Origin of the sequence: Serratia sp. JUb9, from assembly GCF_014298095.1 — a bacterium.
Taxonomy (GTDB): domain Bacteria; phylum Pseudomonadota; class Gammaproteobacteria; order Enterobacterales; family Enterobacteriaceae; genus Serratia_B; species Serratia_B rhizosphaerae.
In genome coordinates this window covers 2,454,136-2,475,114 of record NZ_CP060416.1, presented here as the reverse complement: position 1 = coordinate 2,475,114, position 20,979 = coordinate 2,454,136, and the positions used below count along the sequence as shown (strand labels likewise).

The window sequence follows — 20,979 nt, the reverse complement described above, 5'->3', positions numbered from 1 at the left end:
CCTCCTTAATCACCCAGCCCGGCGGGATTGACTTCCGAGGCGGTAATACGCTCCACGCCTTCCCCCCAGCGATTGAGCACCCGGGCGTAGTCGCCGTTGTTGATCGCGCCGTTCAGCGCGGTCTGGACCGGCAGCGCCAGGCCGCTGCCCTTTTTCAACGTCACGGCGATATGCGCCGCTTTCGGCCAGCCGCCGTCCACGCTGCCCGCCAGGCGGGTTTTACCGCTCAGCGCCGCCTTCCACGCGCCGGTGACGTTGGGGCCAAACCAGGCGTCGGCGCGGCCGGACTGCAGCGCCAGCGTCTGCGCCGCATCGTCTTTGGTATAGATCGGCGTAAACGGCTTCAGCCCGGCCTGCAGGTTTTGCGCGTTCCACGCCAGCAGGATCGCTTCCTGATTGGTGCCGGAGCCGACAATAATGCGTCGCCCGGCGATATCCGCCGCCTTTTGCAGCGATGCAATCGGGCTGGAGGTTTTCACATAAAAACCCAGCGAATCCTTGCGGTAAGTGGCGAAATCAAACTTCGCCTTGCGCGCTTTGGTGACGGTGATATTGCTGATCGCCGCGTCATATTTGCCGGAGGTGACGCCGAGCGGCCAATCCTCCCACGAGGTGGGCACAATATTGAGTTCCAGCCCCAGGCTGTCGGCGACCAGCCGCGCGATATCCGCCTCGCTGCCGAGCAGCGTTTTATTGTCATCGGCGAACAGCGTCAGCGGCGGCGAATTCAGTCCGGCAATGGCGACGGTAAATTTTCCCGGCACGGCAAAGCGATAGCCCGGCGGCAGTTGCGCGACGGCGGCGGCGTTTTTCGCCGTGTGGATCGGCGTTTTGTTGGCATCAAGGCTCACGCCCGCGCCGTTGATGGTGACGTTCTCAGCCCGGACGGCCGGCGTAACGGCCAGCGCCAACGCCAGAATAAACAAGGGTTTCTGCATAGCGTTTCTCTGTATTTTTTATCGTGAGGTGAACTGATTGCGCGGCTCCGCCAGCCCCAGGCTGGCGCGCAGCGTATTGCCGGGATATTCTCGGCGGAACAGGCCGCGTTCCTGCAGGATCGGCACTACCTGATCCACAAAGCGCGGGAAGGTATCCGGCGTGCCGCCCTGAATAATAAAGCCGTCGGCGCCGTATTCTTCAAACCAGTGCTGCAGCCCGTCGGCCACCTGCTCCGGCGTGCCGGCAAAACGTGGTCGCGGCGAGGCAGCCTCCAGCGCCACCTGACGCAGCGTCAGACCGCGTTCACGGGCACGATGTTTGATTGCGTCGGTGGTGCTGCGAAAGCTGTTCTGCCCCAGTACGCCCAGTTCCGGGAAAGGCTCATCCAGCGGATACCGGCTGAAATCATGATGCTCAAAGTAGCGGCCCAGATAATTCAGCGCATCCGGCAGTGAAACCAGCGCCGCCGTGGTCTGGTACTGCTGCTCCACATCCTGCGCGTCGTGGCCGACAATCACGCTGACGCCCTGGAAGATATGCAGTTCCTCGGCGCGGCGGCCATGCTGTTCCAACTGCTGTTTCACGTCGCGGTAAAACGCCTGCGCGTCGGCCAACGTGTCATGGTGGGTAAAAATGGCGTCGGCATGGCGCGCCGCCAGTTTTTTACCGTCGTCGGAGGCGCCCGCCTGGAAAATAATCGGCCGGCCCTGCGGCGTGCGGCCGATATTTAACGGCCCCGCCACCTGAAAGAAATCACCGTGATGGTTCAGCTTATGCAGTTTTTGCGGATCAAAGAAGCGGCCGCTCTGTTTGTCACGCACAAAGGCGTCCGCCTCCCAGGAGTCCCACAGTCCTTTCACCACCTCAAGATACTCGTCGGCAATGCGATAGCGCAGCGCATGCTCCGGGTGCTGACTACGGGAAAAGTTTTTCGCCGATCCCTCCAGCGGCGAGGTCACCACGTTCCAACCGGCGCGGCCGTGGCTGAGGTGATCCAGACTGGCGAACTGACGCGCGGCGGTAAACGGCTCGCTGTAGGAGGTGGAAAGCGTACCGACCAGCCCCAGGTGCCGGGTGACGCCGGCCAGCGCCGACAGCACGGTCAATGGCTCGAAACGGTTAAGAAAATGCGGGACCGATTTTTCATTGATATACAGCCCGTCAGCGACGAACAGAAAATCGAATTTTCCCTCTTCCGCCTTCAGCGCCGTGGCTTTGGCAAAATCAATATTGATGCTGGCGTCGGCGGCCACTGCCGGATGGCGCCAGGCGGACATATTGCCGGATGCGCCATGCAGCATCGTGCCCAGGCGCAGCTGTCGTAATACGGACATCGTTTTCCCCTTGGTTAAAGTGAGTGCAGCGCTTGTCGCTGACCGGTTAACGTCATGCCGCCACCTGTCGGGCCTGTGCCAGCAGCCGTAGCGAGCGCAGGCGCGCCGCGCCGTCGGCGATAGGCGTGTCAATAATGAACTCATCAATGCCCCAGCGCTGATGCAGCGCCTCAAGCTGCGCCAGCACCGTATCCGCCTGACCGGCCAGCAGCGACTGGGCGCGTCTGGCGATGCGCAACGGTTCACTGCCCGCCTGACGGGCAAAGGCATAGGCCTGCTCTTCACTGGCCACGCTGACGCGCTGGCCGTTCGCCAGCTCGACGCCCCATACCTCGACGTGACGCGCCAGCCGTTGCGCCTCGGCCTGTGTCGGCGCGACAATCGCCTGAACGGCAACCAGAGTTTCACGGGTGCTGTGCGCCCGCCAGGCGTCGAGCACCGTGCGCATCAATTCGGTATCGCCGTTCAGGTGCGCGGCGAAGACAAAGCGCCAGTCCAGCCGCGCCGCCAGTAATGCGCTTTCCACACTGGCCCCCAGCAAAAAGCCCTGCGCAGGCTGCGGCGGCAGCGGCGTGGCGCGCACCGGTTCGTCGGCCCCGGGCGACAACCAGCGGTTCAGCTGCGTCAGTTGGTCGGCAAAACTGCCTTTATCCTGTGGGTTCAGCCCGTGCTGTAACGCCCGCGTGGAGAGCGGCAAACCGCCGGGCGCTTTACCCACGCCAAGGTCCACGCGGCCCGGGGCAAGTGACGCCAGCAGGTTGAAATTTTCCGCCACTTTATACGGGCTGTAATGCTGCAGCATCACGCCGCCGGACCCCACGCGGATGCGCTGTGTCTGACCGAGGATCCAGGCGATAAGCAGTTCCGGCGACGGACTCGCCAGTTGGGGGGAGTTATGATGTTCGGCCAGCCAGAAGCGGTGAAAACCGGCGGCCTCCGCCTGCTGCGCCAGGTGTAAAGTACGCGCCAGCGCCTCGGCGGCGGTTTCGTTTTCCGCGACGGGGCTTTTATCCAGAATGCTGATTCGCCAGGACATGTTGTTATCTCATGTGATTTAACATGTCGTTATTATTAAAGGGCGATTTACTTACTGAAAAACAATTAATTTACCTTTGGATTGCCGAAATCCGGCAATGTATTCCCTGCTAACCGTGAGGGGTTAAAGAGCGCCGGCGTGAAGGCCGCGCCGGCGCCGAATACCAACACCGGTTATGCAAATGCCGCGCGGAACGCCTGCAGCGCCGGCTCCGGATCGCCGGACGCCCATCCTTCCAGCGCCACCACGCCCTGATAGTTAATCTCCCGCAGCGTGCGGGCGATCGCCGGATAGTTGATCTCCCCGCTGCCGGGTTCACAACGGCCCGGCACGTCGGCCACCTGTATTTCACCAATATGCGCGGCGCTGCGGCGAATCAGCTCGCACAGGTTCCCTTCGCCAATCTGCGCGTGGTAGAGATCGAGATTCATCTTCACAAAGGGGCTGTCCACCGCGCTGACCAGCGCCAGCGTCTCATCCGCCCTGGCGAACGGCGTGCCGGGATGATCGACCACCGTATTCAGGTTCTCCAACGTAAACACGCGGCCCGCCCGCTCTCCCAGCACGGCCAACGACTGCAGCGTTTGATAGGCTTGCAGCCACATCGCGCCGCTGGCCGTCGCCACCGGCCTGACCGGCAGTCCGCGGTGATCCAGCCCGGTGCCGTGCAGGTTCAGCACCGGGCAATTCAGACGCTGCGCCACCTGCAGCGATTCCTGCGCGCTGTCCAGCAGTTGGCCAATGGCATCCTCGTCATGCAGATTGCCGCTGATATAGCCGGTCATCGAGGTAAAGCGCGCGCCGGTCTGCACCAGCGCCTCGATGTCTTTCTGCGTCCAGTCCCAGATTTCAACGCCGAATCCCAGCTGATGAATGCGCCGCACCCGCTCAATAAACGGCAAATCGAGAAACACCATTTCGGCGCAGACGGAAAGCGTAAAGTCTGACATGCGCGTTCTCCCTTACAGTACGATCGGTTTGGACTGTTGCACGGAAGCAATGCAGGCCAGCGCGATTTCCAGCGCGTTGCGCGCATCCTGCCCCGTCGCCTGCGGCGTATCCCCCGTCGCCACGCAGCGCACAAAATCGCCTAGCTCCGCGATATAGGCATCGCGCAGCAGATCCGTATCCCGGCGGGCGGTATCGATGGATATTCCCTGCGCGTTGTAGCGCACGCAGTTGTTGATATTGATATTGCCCGCCTGCAGCATGCCCTGGCTGCCGAACACCTCGCCGCGCACATCGTAGCCGTACACCGCCTGGAAGTTGGCCTCGGCGGTAGCGATGGCGCCGTTGTCGAAACGAATGTTGACCACCGCGGTATCCAGCAGGCCGCGCGCTTTAAAGTCCGGTCGCACCAGCGCATCGGCCATCGCGTACACTTCAACCGGTTTCGCGCCGGGGTTGAGGTGCAGCAGAATGTCGAAGTCGTGGATCAGGGTTTCCAGGAAAATCGTCCAGTGCGGGATCGGCGTCGGATCGCCCAGCCCCGGATCGCGCGTAACGGAGCGCATCAGCTGCGGCACGCCGAGATGGCCCGCCTTAATCTCCTGATAGGCGGCGGCAAAACCGCTGGCAAAGCGGCGGTTAAAGCCGACCTGCAGCACCACGCCCGCCTGCTGCGCCGCCGCGATCGCCGCATCCGCCTCCTCCAGCGTCACCGCCATCGGCTTCTCGCAGAAGATGCTTTTCCCGGCCCGGGCCGCCGCCGTCACCAGTTCGGCGTGGGTACGGGCCGGCGAAGCGATGACCACCGCGTCGATATCGCCATCGTCAAACAGCGCCTGCGGATCGGTATAGGCGCGTGCCGCCCCCAACGTCGCCGCCAGCTTCTCCGCCGCCCCCGGCACCGGATCGGCCACCGCCGCCAGCGTCGCCCCCGGAATACGCTGCGCCAGCGTCTGGCCGTGGAAACTCCCCATCCGTCCTGCGCCAATCAAACCAACGCGCACCATCTTTGCAACTGCCATAACGTTCTCCTTTTTTATCGGTAAGGTACTGACTATTTAGTGTGGGAAACCGGCTGTGTAGCGGAGATCTCCGCCTGTTCACCGCCAAAGCGCCGGGATTTCGACAGCATCAGCGGTTCGATATGCTCCAGGGAGACGCCCTTGGTTTCAGGCAGGAAGCGCCCGACAAACCAAAACGCGATCAGGCTGAACCCGCCGCACAACAGCAGCGGAAATGCACCGTGGAAATGCGCCATCAGCGCAGGACTGCGGTTCATCATCGGAAAGCTTTGCGTCACGATAAAATTGGCCGCCCACATGGAGCAAAATGCGAAGCCCATCGCCACGGCGCGCATGCGGTTGGGGAAAATTTCAGAGATCAGCAGCCAGGCGCCCAGACTCCAGGAGAGGCCGAACACCAGCACAAAGCCGACCAGCCCGACGATCGGCAGATAGCCTTTCATCTCCTGCATAAACGTCCAGGCGGTGAAGAACAGAAACAGCGCGCAGCCTAACGAGCCCCAGCGCAGCAACGGAAGACGGCCGAGGCGGTCAACGGCGAACAGCGCAATAACAACGCCCGCCAGCAGCGCGGCGCCGAGGAAAATACTCTGAAACAGCGAGTCCTGGGTGTTGCCGGTCACGTTCTGCAACAGCGACGGCGCGAAATAGAGCAAAATATTGATGCCGGAAACCTGCTGCAGCACGGCAATCGCGCAGCCGATCCAGAGAATGTAGCTGGCTTTTTTATCCTGCAGGATGCCCGGCTTTTTTCTTGCCTGCGCCTGCTCGGACGCCAGCGAACGCATAATCTCTCCGTGCAGCCGCTGGCCGTGTTCCGGATTCGACAGCGAACCCAGCACCTTCAACGATTTGTCCTGCTTGCCGCGCATGGCATACCAGCGCGGCGACTCCGGCATAAAGAACGCCAGCAGCAGGAACAGCGCGCAAGGCACCAGACCGGACGCCAGCATCCAGCGCCAGCCGGTGGCGACCAGCCATTCATGAGGCATCCCCTTGGCGATCAGGAAATTCACCACATAGACGGTCAGCTGGCCGCCGACCATCAGCATCTGCTGCATGCCCAGCATTCGCCCGCGCAGATCCTTGGGCGAGACCTCGGCGATATAGAGCGGCGTCACGGCGGAGGCCATGCCAACCGCCAGCCCGCCGATCATGCGGTAGATAACAAAGTCGGTCAGGTCGTGCGCCAGCGCCGAGCCGACGGCGGAGATAATAAACAGCACGGCGGTGACGATCAGGGTGCTTTTGCGCCCGCAGCGGTCAGACAGGTAGCCGACGCCCCAGGCGCCGATGACGCAGCCCAGAATCACATTGGACACCGCCCAGCCGCTCTCCGCCGGCGACAGCGACAGATGCTCGGTCAGCGGGTCGATCACCCCCGAAATCACCGAGGCGTCATAGCCCAGGATCACGCCGCTGAGTGAGGCGATCGCGCAGATAAACAGGATGTAAGGTACGTTGTGTTTGCGTTGCGACATGGCGCTTTCTCTCCACGTTTTTATTGTTAGATTTATCGGTCTTATCGGTAAGAGCGATATTGCTTAGCAACCGCCATGCCAAAAATTAACGCACTGTTTTATAAGGAAAAATAAAAAACGATCGTGATCACATTATGTTCACAAACAAGACATGTTCACGCCACATGTCTCTATACTGAACACTTTATGATCTGCGGACACTACCCATGGATTACACACCGGAACGGTACTGGGATGAGGAGTGGGAGTTGATTGCCAGGCTTAATAATGAGCAGGCTTTCAGCCGTTATATCAAGGCATTGCACCAAGCCTGGCGGGTGTTCTGGCGCGGTGAGACGCCGTCCGGCGTGCGCGCCGCCGTGCACGCCTCCTGGGCGCGCAGCCGCAGCAACGGCATCGATCCCGACCATTTTCAATACCGGTTTTGCGAAGAGAAACGGCTGCAGACGATACTGGCGCACAACGCCCCGCTGATCGCCATCGCGCGCGGCGTGATGCGCAACCTGCTGGCTTATAATCCCAACGGACATATTAATCTCACCGACGCCAGCGGCATTACGCTCTACTTTTGCGGCCAGGATCTGACGCCGGTGGGCAGTATGCTCAGCGAGGACGTTTCCGGCACCAACTGCACCGGTCGCTGCCTGAGCGAAAACCGCCTGGTGTATCTGCTGAACGGCGAGAATTACAAACGCGCCCTGCGTCAACGTGATAAACACTGCGCCGCCGCGCCGGTCAGGGACGAAAACGGCGTGACGATCGGCGTGCTGACGCTGACCGCCAACTCCGGCAACTTCCACTACCATACGCTGGGCACCGTGCAGGCGGCGGCAGAGGCGATTTCCCAGCAGCTGATGCTGCGTCAGCTGCTCGAGGAGCAGCAATCGGTGCTGGAATCTATCAATGAAGGGGTGATCGTCCTGGGGCAACGGGGCAATATCCGCCAGCTCAACAGCTACGCCCGCCAGGTGCTGGGCATCTCTCCACGCGCGGACAATCAGGATATCGACAACGTTCTGCAGCCGGAAGCCTGCTCGCTGAAGACGCTGAACGCCTGTAAAGACCGCAGCATTACTTTCTGCCCGGACGGCGGCAGCCGCATCACCTGCCTGATTTCCGTCGTCTGTACGCCGGACGGCGGTAAAGTCATTTCACTGCGGGAAAACCGCCGCATCCGCGATATCACCCACAAGGTAATCGGCAGCAGCGCCAGCTACCACTTCGACATGATCCTCGGCCAGTCGGCCGCCATGCAGGCGATACGCAACCGGGCGCGCACCGCCAGCCGCAGCGACAGCACCGTGCTGCTGGGCGGCGAAAGCGGCACGGGGAAAGAGCTGTTTGCCCAGTCAATCCACAATAGCAGCGCGCGGCGTAACGGCCCTTTTCTGGCGGTCAACTGCGGCGCAATCCCGCGCGATCTGGTGCAGAGCGAGCTGTTCGGCTACGAAGACGGCGCATTCACCGGCTCACGCCGCGGCGGCGCGGCGGGCAAATTTGAACTGGCCGACGGCGGCACGCTGTTTCTGGATGAGATCGGCGATATGCCGCTGGATGCGCAGGCCAGCCTGCTGCGCGTGCTGCAGGAGAACGAGGTGACGCGCATCGGCGGCAACCGCCCGCTGAAGGTCAACGTACGCATCATTGCCGCCAGCCACCGCGATCTGGAAAAAGAGGTCGCCGGCGGCGCTTTCCGCCGTGACCTTTGGTTCCGCCTGAATGTTATCGACCTGCAGATCCCGCCGCTGCGTCAGCGTAAAGAAGACATCAGCGAACTGGCGGACGGCTTCTGCGAGCAGATCTGCCGGACGCTGGGACGAGAGAAGGCGCGCTTTACCGCCGCCGCCTTGCGCCGGCTGGAAGCCTACGGCTGGCCGGGCAACGTGCGTGAACTGGAGAACATCGTCGAGCGCACCCTCAACCTGACGGACAGCCGGGTGATTGACGAGCAGGATCTGCCGGATGTTCTGCAAACCGCCGGCGCGGCGCGCGGCCACGCGATAAGCGGTAGCCACAGCCTGCAGGAAAGTGAAAGAAATCTGATTATCCTGTGTCTGACGGAAAAGGCCGGCAACCTGCGCCAGGTGGCGCTGGCGCTGAACCTGTCGCGCGGCGCGTTGTATAACAAGCTCAAGCGCTATGGCATTGATGCCGACGACTACCGGCGCGACAAAGCGGTGCGTTAACCCCGTCGTTGCCGCGCCGGGCCGGCAGATAGCCTGGCGATATTCACGTGCCCGACCAAACCGGCGGCCTTTTTTCCAGAAAGGCGTCCACCCCCTCAAGCAGGTCCTGGCTGTGCAAGCGCCGCTGTTCTGCGGCATACTGCGCCTGAAAAGCCTCCGGCAGGCTTTTATCGGCGCTGTCGTAGGCGATATTTTTAATCGCGCGCGTCGCCGCCGGCGAGCAGCGCAGAATATCATTCACCAGTTGTTCAACCGTATCCGCCAGTTTCGCCCCGTCGACCACCTGATTGACAATGCCGAACGCCTGCGCCTGACGAGCCGAGATCTGTTTGCCCGTCAGCAGCATCTCCATGGCCAGTTTCATCGGCATCTGCCGGGTCAAACGGAAAATGCCCCCCGCCCCCTGAATCAAACCAAGCTTGGCTTCAGGCAGAGCGAAAACTGACGCTTCACTGGCGACAATCAAATCGCAGGCCAGCGCCAGTTCAAAACCGCCGCCAAAGGCGTACCCCTCCACCACCGCAATAATCGGCTTGTAAATATCAGTGCGTTCGGTCAGTCGCGGCCAGCCTGGACGTCCGGCGCTGCCCAGGCTGGAAAAAGGTTCGCCGTCGGCGTAGCGCGTTTTCAGTTCCTTCAAATCCTGACCGACGGAGAAGGACTTGCCGCCCGAGCCGGCCAGCACCGCCACCCACAATTCGTCGTCATGGTTAAAATCTTCCCATACCGTCAGCAACTGCCTGTGCATGTCAAGATTCATCGCGTTAAGCACGGCCGGGCGGTTCAGGGTGATATAGGCGACATGCCCCCTTTTCTCGTATAACACCGCCGGCGGTAGATTGTCTCGTTCTGCCATATTGCCTCATCCTGTTTCATCAGGCGCGCCGGTCAGCGCGCCTGTCATTACACCACCGGCACCTCAGGGATTTTTTTGGCGAATTTACCGGTCTTTTCTTTTACATCGACGGCATACATTCTGATGACCTGTTCGCGACAGAATGCCTGCATATAGTCGCGGAACGCCGCCAATGGCTCTTTGGCAAGCACCAGCATGCGTTTATTCACCGGTACGGCCGGCGCCGCCATCAGCGTAATTGCTTCCTGCAGGGTTCGTTCCAGCGCCTCTGCAGCCACGACCCGATCGAAGATAAATCCGGCATCAGCATCGTCAGCCCTGACTTTACGTCCATGCAAAATCACCTGCTTGGCAAAGCGCTCGCTGGTCGCGCTGGTGAGCCGCAGATTGGAAACGCCGGGAATAATGCCCTCTTTGGCTGCCGGCAACGAGACATAGCACCCCTGCTCGCCGATCACATAATCGCAGGCCAGCACCATCTGCATACCGCCGCCGATGGCGAAGGTCTCCACCAGGGCGATCCAGGGTTTCGTGATGCTGACCGCCGCCCCCTCTGACGGGCAAACGACGCCGTGGATCAGCTTGTTAATGCACCCCATCTCTCTGCCAATCAAAAATTCCGGATAAGAGATGCCGGCATCGTGCAGTTTTTTCAGATTGATGCCCGAGCAGAACACCCGGCGTCCGGCATATTTCGGATGGCTGACCACGCCGCCGCGCAGCACACCGGCTTTAACCTTGTCCGATAAATGGACAATATCCGCCGCCGTTTCCAAATCGCGGACAAAGTCGCCGTCTTCGGCATGCAGCGTATCACCATCAAGGAAAGTGACCACCGCCGCCTCGCCTTCCTGACGGATCTCCAGCGCCGTCAGTCTGACGTAACCGCTGCGGTTAAAGGCCTCGACCAACGGCAGCGACGCGTCTTTCGGTTGCAGCATGGCGTTTAGCAGATGCGTACCGGCGTCCTCGTCCTGCAGCACCTGCGCCAGGAAAAGCGAAAAACAGTAGTCGGCAGCCGCCTGCTGCGGCGTGCCTTGCGCGATCTCGCCAAACAGCAGTTCCGCAGCAGACTGATAAAGCGCCTCAATACGCTGAGAGCGGCAATAGTGCCCCGTCCATAACCGGTACAACGCCAGCCCGTAGCGCGAGAAAAACTGCGTAACGTCCGGGTCGGCAGCGCATTCGGCAATGATCATATCGTCTCTGAGGGCGCTATTGCCGTAATGCGCCTGCAGCGCGGTCTTTAACGCCGCGGCCTGCTGGCGCAGCGCATGGGAGAACTCATCGGTATGTTCACTCATCATCCGGCGCTTACCCCTGACGCAACGTACGGTCGCTGGCGGACAGCGACAGGCCGATCGTGTCCTCGTACGAGGTATGACAGGCCTCCAGCATCAGCTTGCGGCGTACGCGGATATCGGTAAAGGCGTGCGGGTTCATGCCCATCGCCAGATCCTCCGCCAGCGCAGCGGGCTGCGTGCTGGTGCGGTCCAGCAGGCCGCTCGCCAACGCCTCCTCGGCGCACAGCGTATTCCCCAGCACCAACAGCAAACGCACCCAGTTGGCCGCCAGCTGATTGGTTAAGCGGTGAATCAGCATCCCCGGCAGCGTGATATCTTTCCCGCGCAGGGCAAAGGTGCTGTCAGGCGTGCCCAGACGCAGATCGGCAATGGCGATAATGGATAAGGCCACCAGCCCGCATTCGCCGTCGGTGGTGGCGATCAGCAGCGCATTCAGGTTTTCCACCCGGCGCAGCGCCTTTTCCCACTTGTGCAACAGACCGACATCCATACTCTCTGTTCCCTGCGCCGGCGCAGCGCCGCCCGCAAAAGCGAACAGCACCTGATCGATCGCCGGAGTATTTTCAACCTGAGCGCAAAGTTGATTAAGTTGTTCAATCATGTCGCTGGTAATTGCCGCTGAGCCGGTAAAATTGATTGTTAGACGTTCCATAAATGACCTCAATTACGTTAAATTATTTTTCCCATTGCACCAGGGCAGTTTCAATCGCCGCGCCGGGGCCCATCGTCATAAAGACCCCGATATCTCCGGCTGACGTTATTTTTTCATTTTGCAGACGTTCTAAAGAAAACAGGAATGAACCGCTGGAAAGATTGCCGAAATCATTTAATACGCTGCGCGTGTGGCGCAGATCGCTTTTCGTTAATCCCAAATTGATACAAATTGAATCGAGCACTTTTTTGCCGCCGGAATGCACGACCCAGTGATCAATATCGCTGACGTTGAGCTGATGTTCGCCCAGCAGTTTATGCACCACTTTTTCAACTTTCGATCCCACCACATACGGCACGTCTTTTGAGAGGTAAAAGCGGTTTTTATGCTGCTCATCATTCCAATCAAACTTCATCATGCCGATCGCCGAAGGTTCGGTCAGGCTGAGCTTCGCCCGCAGTTTGATCGCGCCGGCAGGTGGCGCATCGTCTTCCGACGAGCTGACGACCGCCGCAGCGCTGGCGCCGTCGCCAAACAGGCTGTTAACCACCGCGGTAGGGAGCGTGCCGTCCTCAATGTAGGCCGCAGAACAGATTTCCGTGCAGACCACCACCGCCAGCTTGCCCGGATTGGCAAGCGACCAGTTTTTTACCGCGTCCAGGCCGTTCAGCCCGGCGGAACAGCCCATGCCGACAATATCAATCCGGTTGCAAAAGTCCGACACCCCCAGCGATTCACAAAAACGGGCGCTTAATGCCGGCACTAAAAAACCCGTCGACGTCACGCAGCAAATACAGTCAATATCTTCAATCCGCATGCCGATTTTATCCAGACACTTGCGGATTGCATTCCCCCCCAGTTTGAGCGCATTTTTTTCATGACGCGCCAGCATTTGCGCATGCGTTTCACCCTCGGCGGCGCTTCCCGCCATATTGTCTATCGACAAATGTCTTTTGCTGATTCCGCTGTTAATAAATATGGAGCGAATGCGGCTATCCGTAATATTAAGGTTGTCACAGACCTCGCTCTGTGAATAGGCGGTTTCCGGTACATCATGCGCACAGGCCAGAATATAGGCGTTCATTCCGTTATTCGTTCTCTCTTTCATCTGCAAATACCCACCGTCATCTATAAATACCCGCTCGAATTCCATTCGATTAGCGGGAAAATGAAATATCACTCTGTGAATGAAGCTGTTTAACGTTCAGATCTGTTGCGGCAAGAGTTTTTCATTGAGAAACTGACAAAACTTGCGGGTTCCCGCCGCAATCGCGGCCGGCGGGTAATAACTGAAGGCGAGCCGGATACCGTGAGCGCGCTGCCGGCCGTCCCGCACCGCATAACTGACCGGCAGAAATGTCACCTGATACCCCTCCGCACAGTCGAGCAGGTGCGCGGTGTTGATCTCCTGCGGCAAGCGGATATACACGAAAAAGCCGCCGGCAGGCGCGTGCCACTGCAGCAGACCGGCGTCCAATTCCTGCTCGAGCACCTGCAGCATCGCGTCACGCCGGGCACGGTATTCATCGCGGATCGGACGGATCCAGTTTTCCAGTGAGTATTGATGCTCGATTAAAAAACCGGCGACAATTTGCTGATTCAGCGCACTGCTGCTCAGGCTGGTGTGATCTTTAATATGCAGCAAATGGTTAAAGGTTGCGTCGCCGTGCCGGCTTATTACCAGATAGCCCAGACGCAGCGACGGACATAACGTTTTGGAAAACGAGCCGATATAATAGACCTGGCCTGCGTTATCCCGGGTTTTTATTGCGCGGGGCTGTATGCCATCGTAATAGAACGCCGAATAGGTGCCATCCTCAATAATCTTCACCCCCTGCTGAGCGCAGACCGCAAGCAGCGCGCCTTTCTCCGCCTCGCTCAGTTGGTAGGTCATCGGATTATTAAAATCAGGATTGATATAGATAAGTTTTATCTGCTTACCCTGCCGGCGATACTGCTCGATAACCGCCGGCAGCAGCGTAAAATCAACGCCGCCGGCAGGATCGGCAAGATCGTCGATAGCGATTTTAACGGATGACTTCCCCAGGACCGCGACGCAATCGGTAAATCCGAAGTAGCTGGGCTCAATAATCAGCACGCAATCCTCGGGCTGGCGTAATTCGTGCAGTAGCACCAGGTTGTAGGCTTCCTGGCAACCATTGGTCACCAGAATCTCCTTCTCGCCAGCGTGGATCCCCTCATCATTCGCCAACCATTTGGCGAGATGAGCAGTAATCATCCCCTGGCTAGGTCCGTAAGTGTAAAGATTCTCTCTGATTTTCGCGTTGTCATAGTGCTTTTCTGTCCGTAAGAACGCCTGATAGATCCGCGCATAACGTTCAAGATCCAGTCTGGCGTAAATATCAGGGTTGGGACGCCCTAATGACAGTGAACAGGCATGAGGATAGCGCTGGTTAAGCGCGCCCACGATGGATAAAACACTCTCCTGAGTTGGCATACAAACATCCGTTGATTCATGTAGATAGTGATGACGGGCCGCAATAAGGCCGGCCAGACGCGTTGCCTGTCACACGCTCGTCGCCGGCGTGCCGCATGTTATTTATTCATCGACGATGCGATAAATATCATCCCGCTGCTGCCATGCCAGGATTTGATTAAAATCACGCGTTAACTGGGATTGATCCTGATGCAGTAAATAAGCGAATCCGGGCAATCCCTTGGTGTCCGCCGTGCGGGTGACGCGCTGTCCCGGACGCGGCAACGCAAAGAAATTGGAAAAGGAAGGAAGCCGCTCTATCGCGCGTTTCCCCGGCATCGCCTCCAGCACGCCGTCGCGCTTGAACAAAAAGGATATTTCAGACACATAGGCATGCATGCGGTAATGCGTGCCCACGTAGCGGTCGATGAAATCCTGCGGCGCCAGATACATGGCCGCACACAGGCTGACCTGGGTGTAACCGAGGCAGGCGCTGAATGTCACGTCATTGATGGAGGCGCCCATCAGGCGGGCATTGGTTTCAATCAGCACCGGCCCTTCCGCCGTCAGGATCACCTCATTGTGCGCCGCGCCATAATCGACGCCCAAGGCGGATAATACCTCAAGGGTATAGGTCGCCAGCGCTCTGGCGTACGTTTCCTGCGCATCGATCAGGTGCATCCCTTCAAAGTTGTAAGCGCCGCCGCTCACCCGGCTGCGCACCTGCTCCCAGATGTCCGTCACATAATGCTGTCCGTGCCAGCTCAACGTGTTGACGAAATACTGGGTGCCGTCAATCAGTTCCTGGATCAACAATTCATCATTCACATAACCCAGCAGATTCTCTTTGCCCAGCAGTTGTTCTGCCGCACGCTGCACGTCCTCCCCGCTCTCACACAGCGTTACGCCGTCGCTGGCGCCGCTGTTCAGCGGTTTTACAATCACGGGATAACCGTTCAGCTCGGCCCAGGATACCAGTTCCGCGGCTGAAGAGGCCTTGCACTGCCTGATTGAGCGAATGCCTTTTTCCGCCAGCTTTTGCTGCGAAATATACTTATTCCGTCGCCAGTCGGTGGTTTCTGGGTCATTCGCCGCCGGTATCCCCATGGCTGACGCCAGCATATCCGCCAATGCAATGCCGCTGTCCGCACCGGCAATCACATAGCGAATATCATACGGTCTCAGCTGCTGGATAAGGTCATCCAGCGATCCGGCATAATTAATGGTTTCGACAAATCCCTGAGTACGCGTTTGGCGCGAAAAATCTTGCCAGATATGCACCACGTCGCAGCCGCGCGACATAAATGCCGCCGCCAGTTCATTTCCCGTTGATAGCGCATCAATAATAACAATCGTATTTTTCACCAACCACTCCTGTCTTACGTAAGAATAAAACCGGGAAAATAAACACCCAAAATAAACGACACGAATATTCCCGCACCATTATCTGGCGGGCTCTCGCCAGCGGTGCATTAATTATTTATCAGAAAGTAAAAACAGGCATCCCCTGCCAAAATAACGGCCATTATATTTTTCTGATATCTTACCATTATGTTATTGCGAATATCGTTTAGGCGTCTTTAACCTTTAACAACAACAATAATGCCAGCAGCGACAGTGACAGCGCCGCATAATAAACGGCCTGATGATTCCAATGCTGACTGATGGCGCCCTGAAGCAAACCGGCAAAAATCGCCCCGGTGGCAATACTGTTGCTGTACAGCGTACTGGCCGTTCCCGGGCTCTCCGGCATCAATTCTTGCAGATAGAGCATACCCAGTGCGCCGACGATACCGATAAAAACAGCATTCAGCACCTGAATCGCCGCCAGCGCCCATGGAGAAACCGCCTGTGTCATGCCCAGGTAAAACAGCGCGGAACAACCGGCGGCCAGCAGCATCATAGGACGCGTGCCAACGCGCTTGATCACCGGCGAGCAGAACAGCATGATCAGAATTTCCAGCCCTGCCGCGCCTCCCAACAGCCAGCCGGCGAAACTACTGCCCATACCCGGCAGGCTGCTGATATATATCGGCATATCGATCAGGTACATCGTATCGCCGCCCCACAGCAGCGCCAAAGCGGCAAACAGCAGCCAGGCTTCTTGCGACCGACCCGTGGCCGTCGGGGTAGCGGACGTCGCCGGCGTCGCTGAACGTGGCGGCACGTCCCCCGCAGGCAGCGAGGACAGGACGAAAAGTCCGCCCAATACAAACAGCAGAGCCACCAGCAGATACAAGGCGGTAAAACCGAAATGCGCGATGATAAAGAAAGCGACGGGCGGCGCGATCACCCAGGAGATCGAAATCTGGGCACGCATCCGGGTGGTGAATTTGATAACGTCAAAATCGGCGCCGACCGAATACTGACGCGCCAGAGCAAACAGTTGCGGCATCGCCGTTGTCGCCAGCGCCGACAGTATCACGCCTGCCGACACCAGAATGCGATAATCCCGGCTAAACGCGAACAGCAAGGCATTGGCTATGGCAACCGAACAACACAGCAGGATCAGACGGCGGCGATTACCGCCCGAATCCGACTTTCGCGCCATCAGTTGGCTGACGCCTACGCCGGCCAACGCGTTAACGGTATAAAACATCCCCACCATAAACGGACTGGCGCCGATTTCCCGCGTCAGAAACAGGCTGACAACCGGCATTTGTAACGCGCCCGCCATTCCTAATATTAAGGCTACTGCCATAAAAATAATATTGACGCCCTGTCCCTGGCTTACCGTATCACGTTCCAACTCCATAAACCCATTCCGTTATTTAAATAGAGAAATAAAAAACACAGGGGAAATACACCCTATATTTATATCGCAGCGGCACGACCGCAAGGATCATCTTACGGTTATTTTTCACGCCGGTGCTCACATGTTTTATTGATCGTTTTTAGCGCGACAATATCTGATGGGGAATAATAATGTCTTTTTAAGTGACCGTTTCGTTAAAAAGCTGGTGAATATATATAACAGACTTTTGGTCTTTTACAATGCGCCATTTTTCATCGTAGGCGTTATATCCTTATGCCAAAAAAGTGACTTGCATTTTTTTTGACATAAATCACTGAAACGGAAACGAAAGGCTGGGGATTCCACTGGCGTTGCCGGTTAACTCGGACTTATCTGCCAGATGGCGCCGGTCTCGGCAGCAACATGCACATTTGCATCAACATGAAGCATATTAGCAGTGGCTTGCGCCTCATACCCACGGCCACAGGAGGTCATAGAGGAATTCCAGGACGTTTCTGCGCCGCCGGTTTGGCGGCAGTAACGTCTCTGGCTGCGGTGCTTTGGGTCGCTTGCAGGCAACGCCCTGCTCATCCAGCGCCTGCCAGGCGGCCTGCCGCACGCTCAGAACAAAATCTTCCCGCAGCATGCGCAGCAAAATCGCCTGGCCGCCGTCGATCGGCCGCTGGCGCAGCTGTTCGATCAGCGCCAGGCGTTTGCGGTAATCCGTTTTATCGCGCGACAGCCGATCCGCGTGTTCAAGATTGATAGGCGATCTCCAATGTCTGTGTCTGACAACCAGGCGCGATGATAGCGCGTCCGGGCCGTCAGTACATCCTGTCGCTGTCCAGCGCCTGCTGCATCCAGTGCAAAAAGCGCTTCACCCGCGCCAGCTGGCCGAAACCGCGCGGATAAACCAGATGATGGGCGCTGACCGGCAGGCTCAGCGCCGCCGGAAACAGCCGCACCAGCGAGCCGTCGCGCAGGTAGTCCCGCGCCAGCAGTTCGCTCTCCAGCACCACGCCGTGTCCCAGTCGCGCGGCCTGCAGGCTCATGTAGGAACGGTCAAAGCTGAACACCCAGGGGCGCTCCGGCTGGGGCAGATGATGGGCGGCGAACCACTGCGGCCACTGGATCAGCGGCGTTTCCGACAGAATCAGCTGGTGCTCCGCCAGCGCTGCCGGCGAAGGCGCCGGATGACGCTGCAGATAGTCCGGCGATGCCATGGCGGTAATGCATTCATCACGTATCGTTTTGATATCAAACGGCGACCAGTCCGGGAAGCCGTGGCGGATCGCCACGTCGATGTTATCGCGGCTGAACGACAGGTTTTCATAAGAACATGACAGTGTCACGTTAAGCTCCGGACAGGCCTCATGCAGCTGCTTCAGCCGCGGCAGCAACCACAGCAGGCCGAAGCTGGGGGCGCAATGGATGCGCAAGGCATTGTTCTCTTTCTGGTCGCGGATCTGCGCCGTGGCCTGGGCCAGGTTCAGCAGCAGCTGACTGATTTCACGCAGGTAAGTTTCCCCCGCCAGCGTCAGGCTCACCCCTCTGGCCGAGCGGTTAAACAGCGAGTTGCCCACCAGTTTCTCCAGCTTGGCCAACTGGTGGCTGGCCGCCGAGGGCGTGATATTCAGCTCTTCCGCCGCGCGCGCCACATTGCCGAAATGCGCCACCTGCTCAAACACCTGCAGCGCCTTGATTGAGGGGATCGCCGCCTTTTGTATCTCCAACCGCCGTACCTCCGCTTGCCGTGATTTCGTCACAGCCTGTCACGTCGCCGGAGCTGAAAATGTTAAGCCGATCAAAACATAAGTTTAATTCATCATCGACTGAATTTTTTTGCATTGCCGAAAAGTGCATCTCCTTCAATGCTGAACACACCCTACCGGCCGCGATGGCCGTAAAAACATAAAAATACTCAGGAGTCGCAGATGTTACTGAACAATAAAATCGCCGTTATCACCGGCGCCGCCTCCGAGCGCGGCATCGGCCGCGCCACCGCCGCCTGCTTTGCCGCCCACGGCGCACGCGTGGCAATCCTGGATCTGGATCGCCACGCGGCGGCCCATGCCGCGCAGCAGCTTGGCGACGGCCATCTGGGACTGGCGGTTGACGTCGCTGACCCGCAGGCGGTCAATCAGGCCGTGGCGCAAATCCTCGAGCACTACGGCCGCATCGACGTACTGGTCAACAACGCCGGCATTACCCAGCCGGTAAAAACGCTGGAGATCGGCATGCAGGACTACGACCGCGTGCTGGACGTCAGCCTGCGCGGTACGCTGCTGATGTCGCAGGCGGTGATCCCGGCGATGCGCGCCAACGGCGGCGGCAGCATCGTCTGCCTGTCGTCGGTATCCGCCCAGCGCGGCGGCGGCATCTTCGGCGGCCCGCACTACAGCGCCGCCAAGGCCGGCGTGCTCGGGCTGGCGAAGGCGATGGCGCGCGAGTTCGCCCCGGAGCAGATCCGCATCAACAGCATCACCCCCGGCCTGATCCAGACCGATATCACCGGCGGCCTGATGCAGGACGAGCGCCGGCACGCCATTATCGACGGCATTCCGCTCGGCCGGCTGGGCAACGCGCAGGACGTCGCCAACGCCGCGCTGTTCCTGGCCAGCGACCTCTCCAGCTACCTGACCGGCATCACGCTGGACGTGAACGGCGGCATGCTGATTCACTGACCCGGCCTCGCCCGCCTTACGGCCCCCGCACAGCGGGGGATCCCCGTCTGTTTCAGGAGTGGACATCATGACAACGCTTAACCTGACCGCCGCCGCCGGCGTGCGCGACACGGCTTACCGCAAGATTGCCTGGCGGCTGATGCCGATTTTGATGCTGTGCTACCTGTGCGCCTACCTTGATCGGGTAAACGTCGGCTTCGCCAAGCTGCAGATGATGGACGATCTGGCGCTCAGCGAAACCGTTTACGGTCTCGGCGCCGGCATTTTCTTTATCGGGTATTTTTTCTTCGAAGTACCGAGCAACCTGATCCTGCACCGGGTGGGCGCCAGACGTTGGATCGCCCGCATCATGATCACCTGGGGACTGATTTCCGGCCTGTTCGCCCTGGTGGAAACCGCCTGGCAGTTTTACCTGCTGCGCTTTCTGCTTGGCGTGGCGGAAGCCGGCCTGGCGCCCGGCCTGCTGCTGTATCTCACCTACTGGTTCCCGGCGGCGCGGCGCGCGCGCATGACGGTGCTGTGGTTTATCGCCATTCCGCTGTCCGGCATGATCGGCGGCCCGATCTCCGGCTGGATTATGGAGCGCTTTGCCGGCGTGCACGGCTGGGCCGGCTGGCAGTGGATGTTTGCGCTGGAGGCGGTGCCTACGCTGCTGATGGGGCTGGTGGTACTGATGGCGCTGAAGGATCGGGTCGAGGACGCGCCCTGGCTGGATGAACACCAAAAACGCCTGGTGCGCGCCGATCTCGACGCCGACGATCAGCATAAACACCAGCACGGCACCATCGCCGCGTTTATCGGCGACAGGCGGCTGTGGCTGCTGGCGCTGATCTATTTCTGCGTGGTGATGGGCCAGTATGCGCTCACCTTCTGGCTGCCGACGCTGGTCAGAAACGCCGGCATCCGCGAACCGCTGCAGATCGGTCTGCTCAGCAGTCTGCCGTATCTGTGCGCCATCGTGGCGATGATTCTGGCCGGGCGCAGCGGCGACCGTCATCGTGAACGACGCTGGCATCTGGCTATCCCGATGCTGGCGGGCGCTGCGGCGCTGCTGCTGGCCACCCAGTTCGGCCATTATGTCGCGCTGTCGGTCGCCTTTCTCTGCCTGGCGGCGGCGGGCATCCTCTCCGCCTCCTCATTGTTCTGGATGCTGCCTACCAATCTGCTGGGCGGCGTTTCCGCCGCCGCCGGCATCGCCGCGGTGAACTGCTTCGCCAACCTGGCGGGCTTCTTCTCCCCTTACCTGATCGGCGGCATCAGCAGCATCACCGGCTCACCCGCCTGGGGCATGTATCTGATCACACTGGTATTGCTGGCCGGTTCGCTGTTGGTGTTCCGCATCCCGGCCGCGCAGGTTAACCGATAA

General features: G+C 59.2%; 15 protein-coding genes and 1 pseudogene. 3 read left to right on the top strand and 13 right to left on the bottom strand.

Translation table 11 applies throughout. The features are described 5' to 3' along the window. Positions 1-5: 5 nt before the first annotated feature. From HF675_RS23805 to HF675_RS11720, 5 genes and pseudogenes are all read right to left on the bottom strand, one after another. Positions 6-2,273: pseudogene (locus HF675_RS23805) on the bottom strand (NtaA/DmoA family FMN-dependent monooxygenase). Between the two features lie 52 nt (positions 2,274-2,325). Next, positions 2,326-3,309, bottom strand: a complete 984-nt coding sequence (locus HF675_RS11735; protein WP_160031005.1) for an LLM class flavin-dependent oxidoreductase — start codon at positions 3,307-3,309, stop codon at positions 2,326-2,328. Positions 3,310-3,482: 173 nt separating this feature from the next. Beyond that, on the bottom strand, positions 3,483-4,259 hold the full coding sequence (locus HF675_RS11730; RefSeq protein WP_187044650.1) for a TIM barrel protein: 777 nt from the start codon (positions 4,257-4,259) through the stop codon (positions 3,483-3,485). Between the two features lie 12 nt (positions 4,260-4,271). Then, complete coding sequence (locus HF675_RS11725) at positions 4,272-5,279, bottom strand: Gfo/Idh/MocA family oxidoreductase (RefSeq protein ID WP_105231230.1); 1,008 nt, start codon at positions 5,277-5,279, stop codon at positions 4,272-4,274. Between the two features lie 32 nt (positions 5,280-5,311). Further along, positions 5,312-6,760 (bottom strand): sugar porter family MFS transporter, encoded by a 1,449-nt coding sequence (locus tag HF675_RS11720; RefSeq protein ID WP_105231231.1) that lies wholly within the window; start codon positions 6,758-6,760, stop codon positions 5,312-5,314. A 206-nt stretch (positions 6,761-6,966) separates the two neighbouring features. Here HF675_RS11720 and HF675_RS11715 point away from each other — a divergent pair, with 206 nt between their 5' ends. Continuing rightward, entirely contained in the window at positions 6,967-8,946 is a 1,980-nt protein-coding gene (locus HF675_RS11715) for a sigma 54-interacting transcriptional regulator (protein WP_187044649.1), read from the top strand. 43 nt (positions 8,947-8,989) lie between these two features. Here HF675_RS11715 and dpgD read toward each other — a convergent pair whose 3' ends face one another. The 8 genes from dpgD to HF675_RS11675 form a co-directional block, all read right to left on the bottom strand. Next, entirely contained in the window at positions 8,990-9,802 is an 813-nt protein-coding gene (gene dpgD, locus HF675_RS11710) for an enoyl-CoA-hydratase DpgD (RefSeq protein ID WP_187044648.1), read from the bottom strand. A 47-nt stretch (positions 9,803-9,849) separates the two neighbouring features. Beyond that, positions 9,850-11,109, bottom strand: a complete 1,260-nt coding sequence (locus HF675_RS11705) for an enoyl-CoA hydratase/isomerase family protein (protein WP_187044647.1) — start codon at positions 11,107-11,109, stop codon at positions 9,850-9,852. A gap of 7 nt (positions 11,110-11,116) precedes the next feature. Beyond that, on the bottom strand, positions 11,117-11,758 hold the full coding sequence (gene dpgB, locus HF675_RS11700; protein ID WP_187044646.1) for an enoyl-CoA-hydratase DpgB: 642 nt from the start codon (positions 11,756-11,758) through the stop codon (positions 11,117-11,119). 22 nt (positions 11,759-11,780) lie between these two features. Beyond that, positions 11,781-12,938, bottom strand: coding sequence for a 3,5-dihydroxyphenylacetyl-CoA synthase DpgA (dpgA, locus tag HF675_RS11695; RefSeq protein ID WP_255427353.1), 1,158 nt, complete (start codon positions 12,936-12,938; stop codon positions 11,781-11,783). Positions 12,939-12,962: 24 nt separating this feature from the next. Next, positions 12,963-14,216: a PLP-dependent aminotransferase family protein gene (locus HF675_RS11690; RefSeq protein ID WP_187044645.1), complete on the bottom strand. Its 1,254-nt coding sequence runs from the start codon at positions 14,214-14,216 to the stop codon at positions 12,963-12,965. 102 nt (positions 14,217-14,318) lie between these two features. Further along, a complete protein-coding gene (locus HF675_RS11685; protein ID WP_187044644.1) occupies positions 14,319-15,560 on the bottom strand; it encodes an ATP-grasp domain-containing protein in 1,242 nt (413 codons plus the stop codon). A 205-nt stretch (positions 15,561-15,765) separates the two neighbouring features. After that, the gene (locus tag HF675_RS11680) at positions 15,766-16,950 is read right to left on the bottom strand and encodes a sugar efflux transporter (protein ID WP_105231238.1); all 1,185 of its coding nucleotides are present in this window, start codon (positions 16,948-16,950) and stop codon (positions 15,766-15,768) included. An 803-nt stretch (positions 16,951-17,753) separates the two neighbouring features. Then, positions 17,754-18,662: a LysR substrate-binding domain-containing protein gene (locus tag HF675_RS11675; RefSeq protein ID WP_187044643.1), complete on the bottom strand. Its 909-nt coding sequence runs from the start codon at positions 18,660-18,662 to the stop codon at positions 17,754-17,756. 201 nt (positions 18,663-18,863) lie between these two features. Here HF675_RS11675 and HF675_RS11670 point away from each other — a divergent pair, with 201 nt between their 5' ends. Together HF675_RS11670 and HF675_RS11665 are read left to right on the top strand one after the other, a co-directional pair. Continuing rightward, a complete protein-coding gene (locus HF675_RS11670; protein ID WP_105231240.1) occupies positions 18,864-19,613 on the top strand; it encodes an SDR family NAD(P)-dependent oxidoreductase in 750 nt (249 codons plus the stop codon). Between the two features lie 67 nt (positions 19,614-19,680). Beyond that, complete coding sequence (locus tag HF675_RS11665) at positions 19,681-20,979, top strand: MFS transporter (protein ID WP_105231241.1); 1,299 nt, start codon at positions 19,681-19,683, stop codon at positions 20,977-20,979.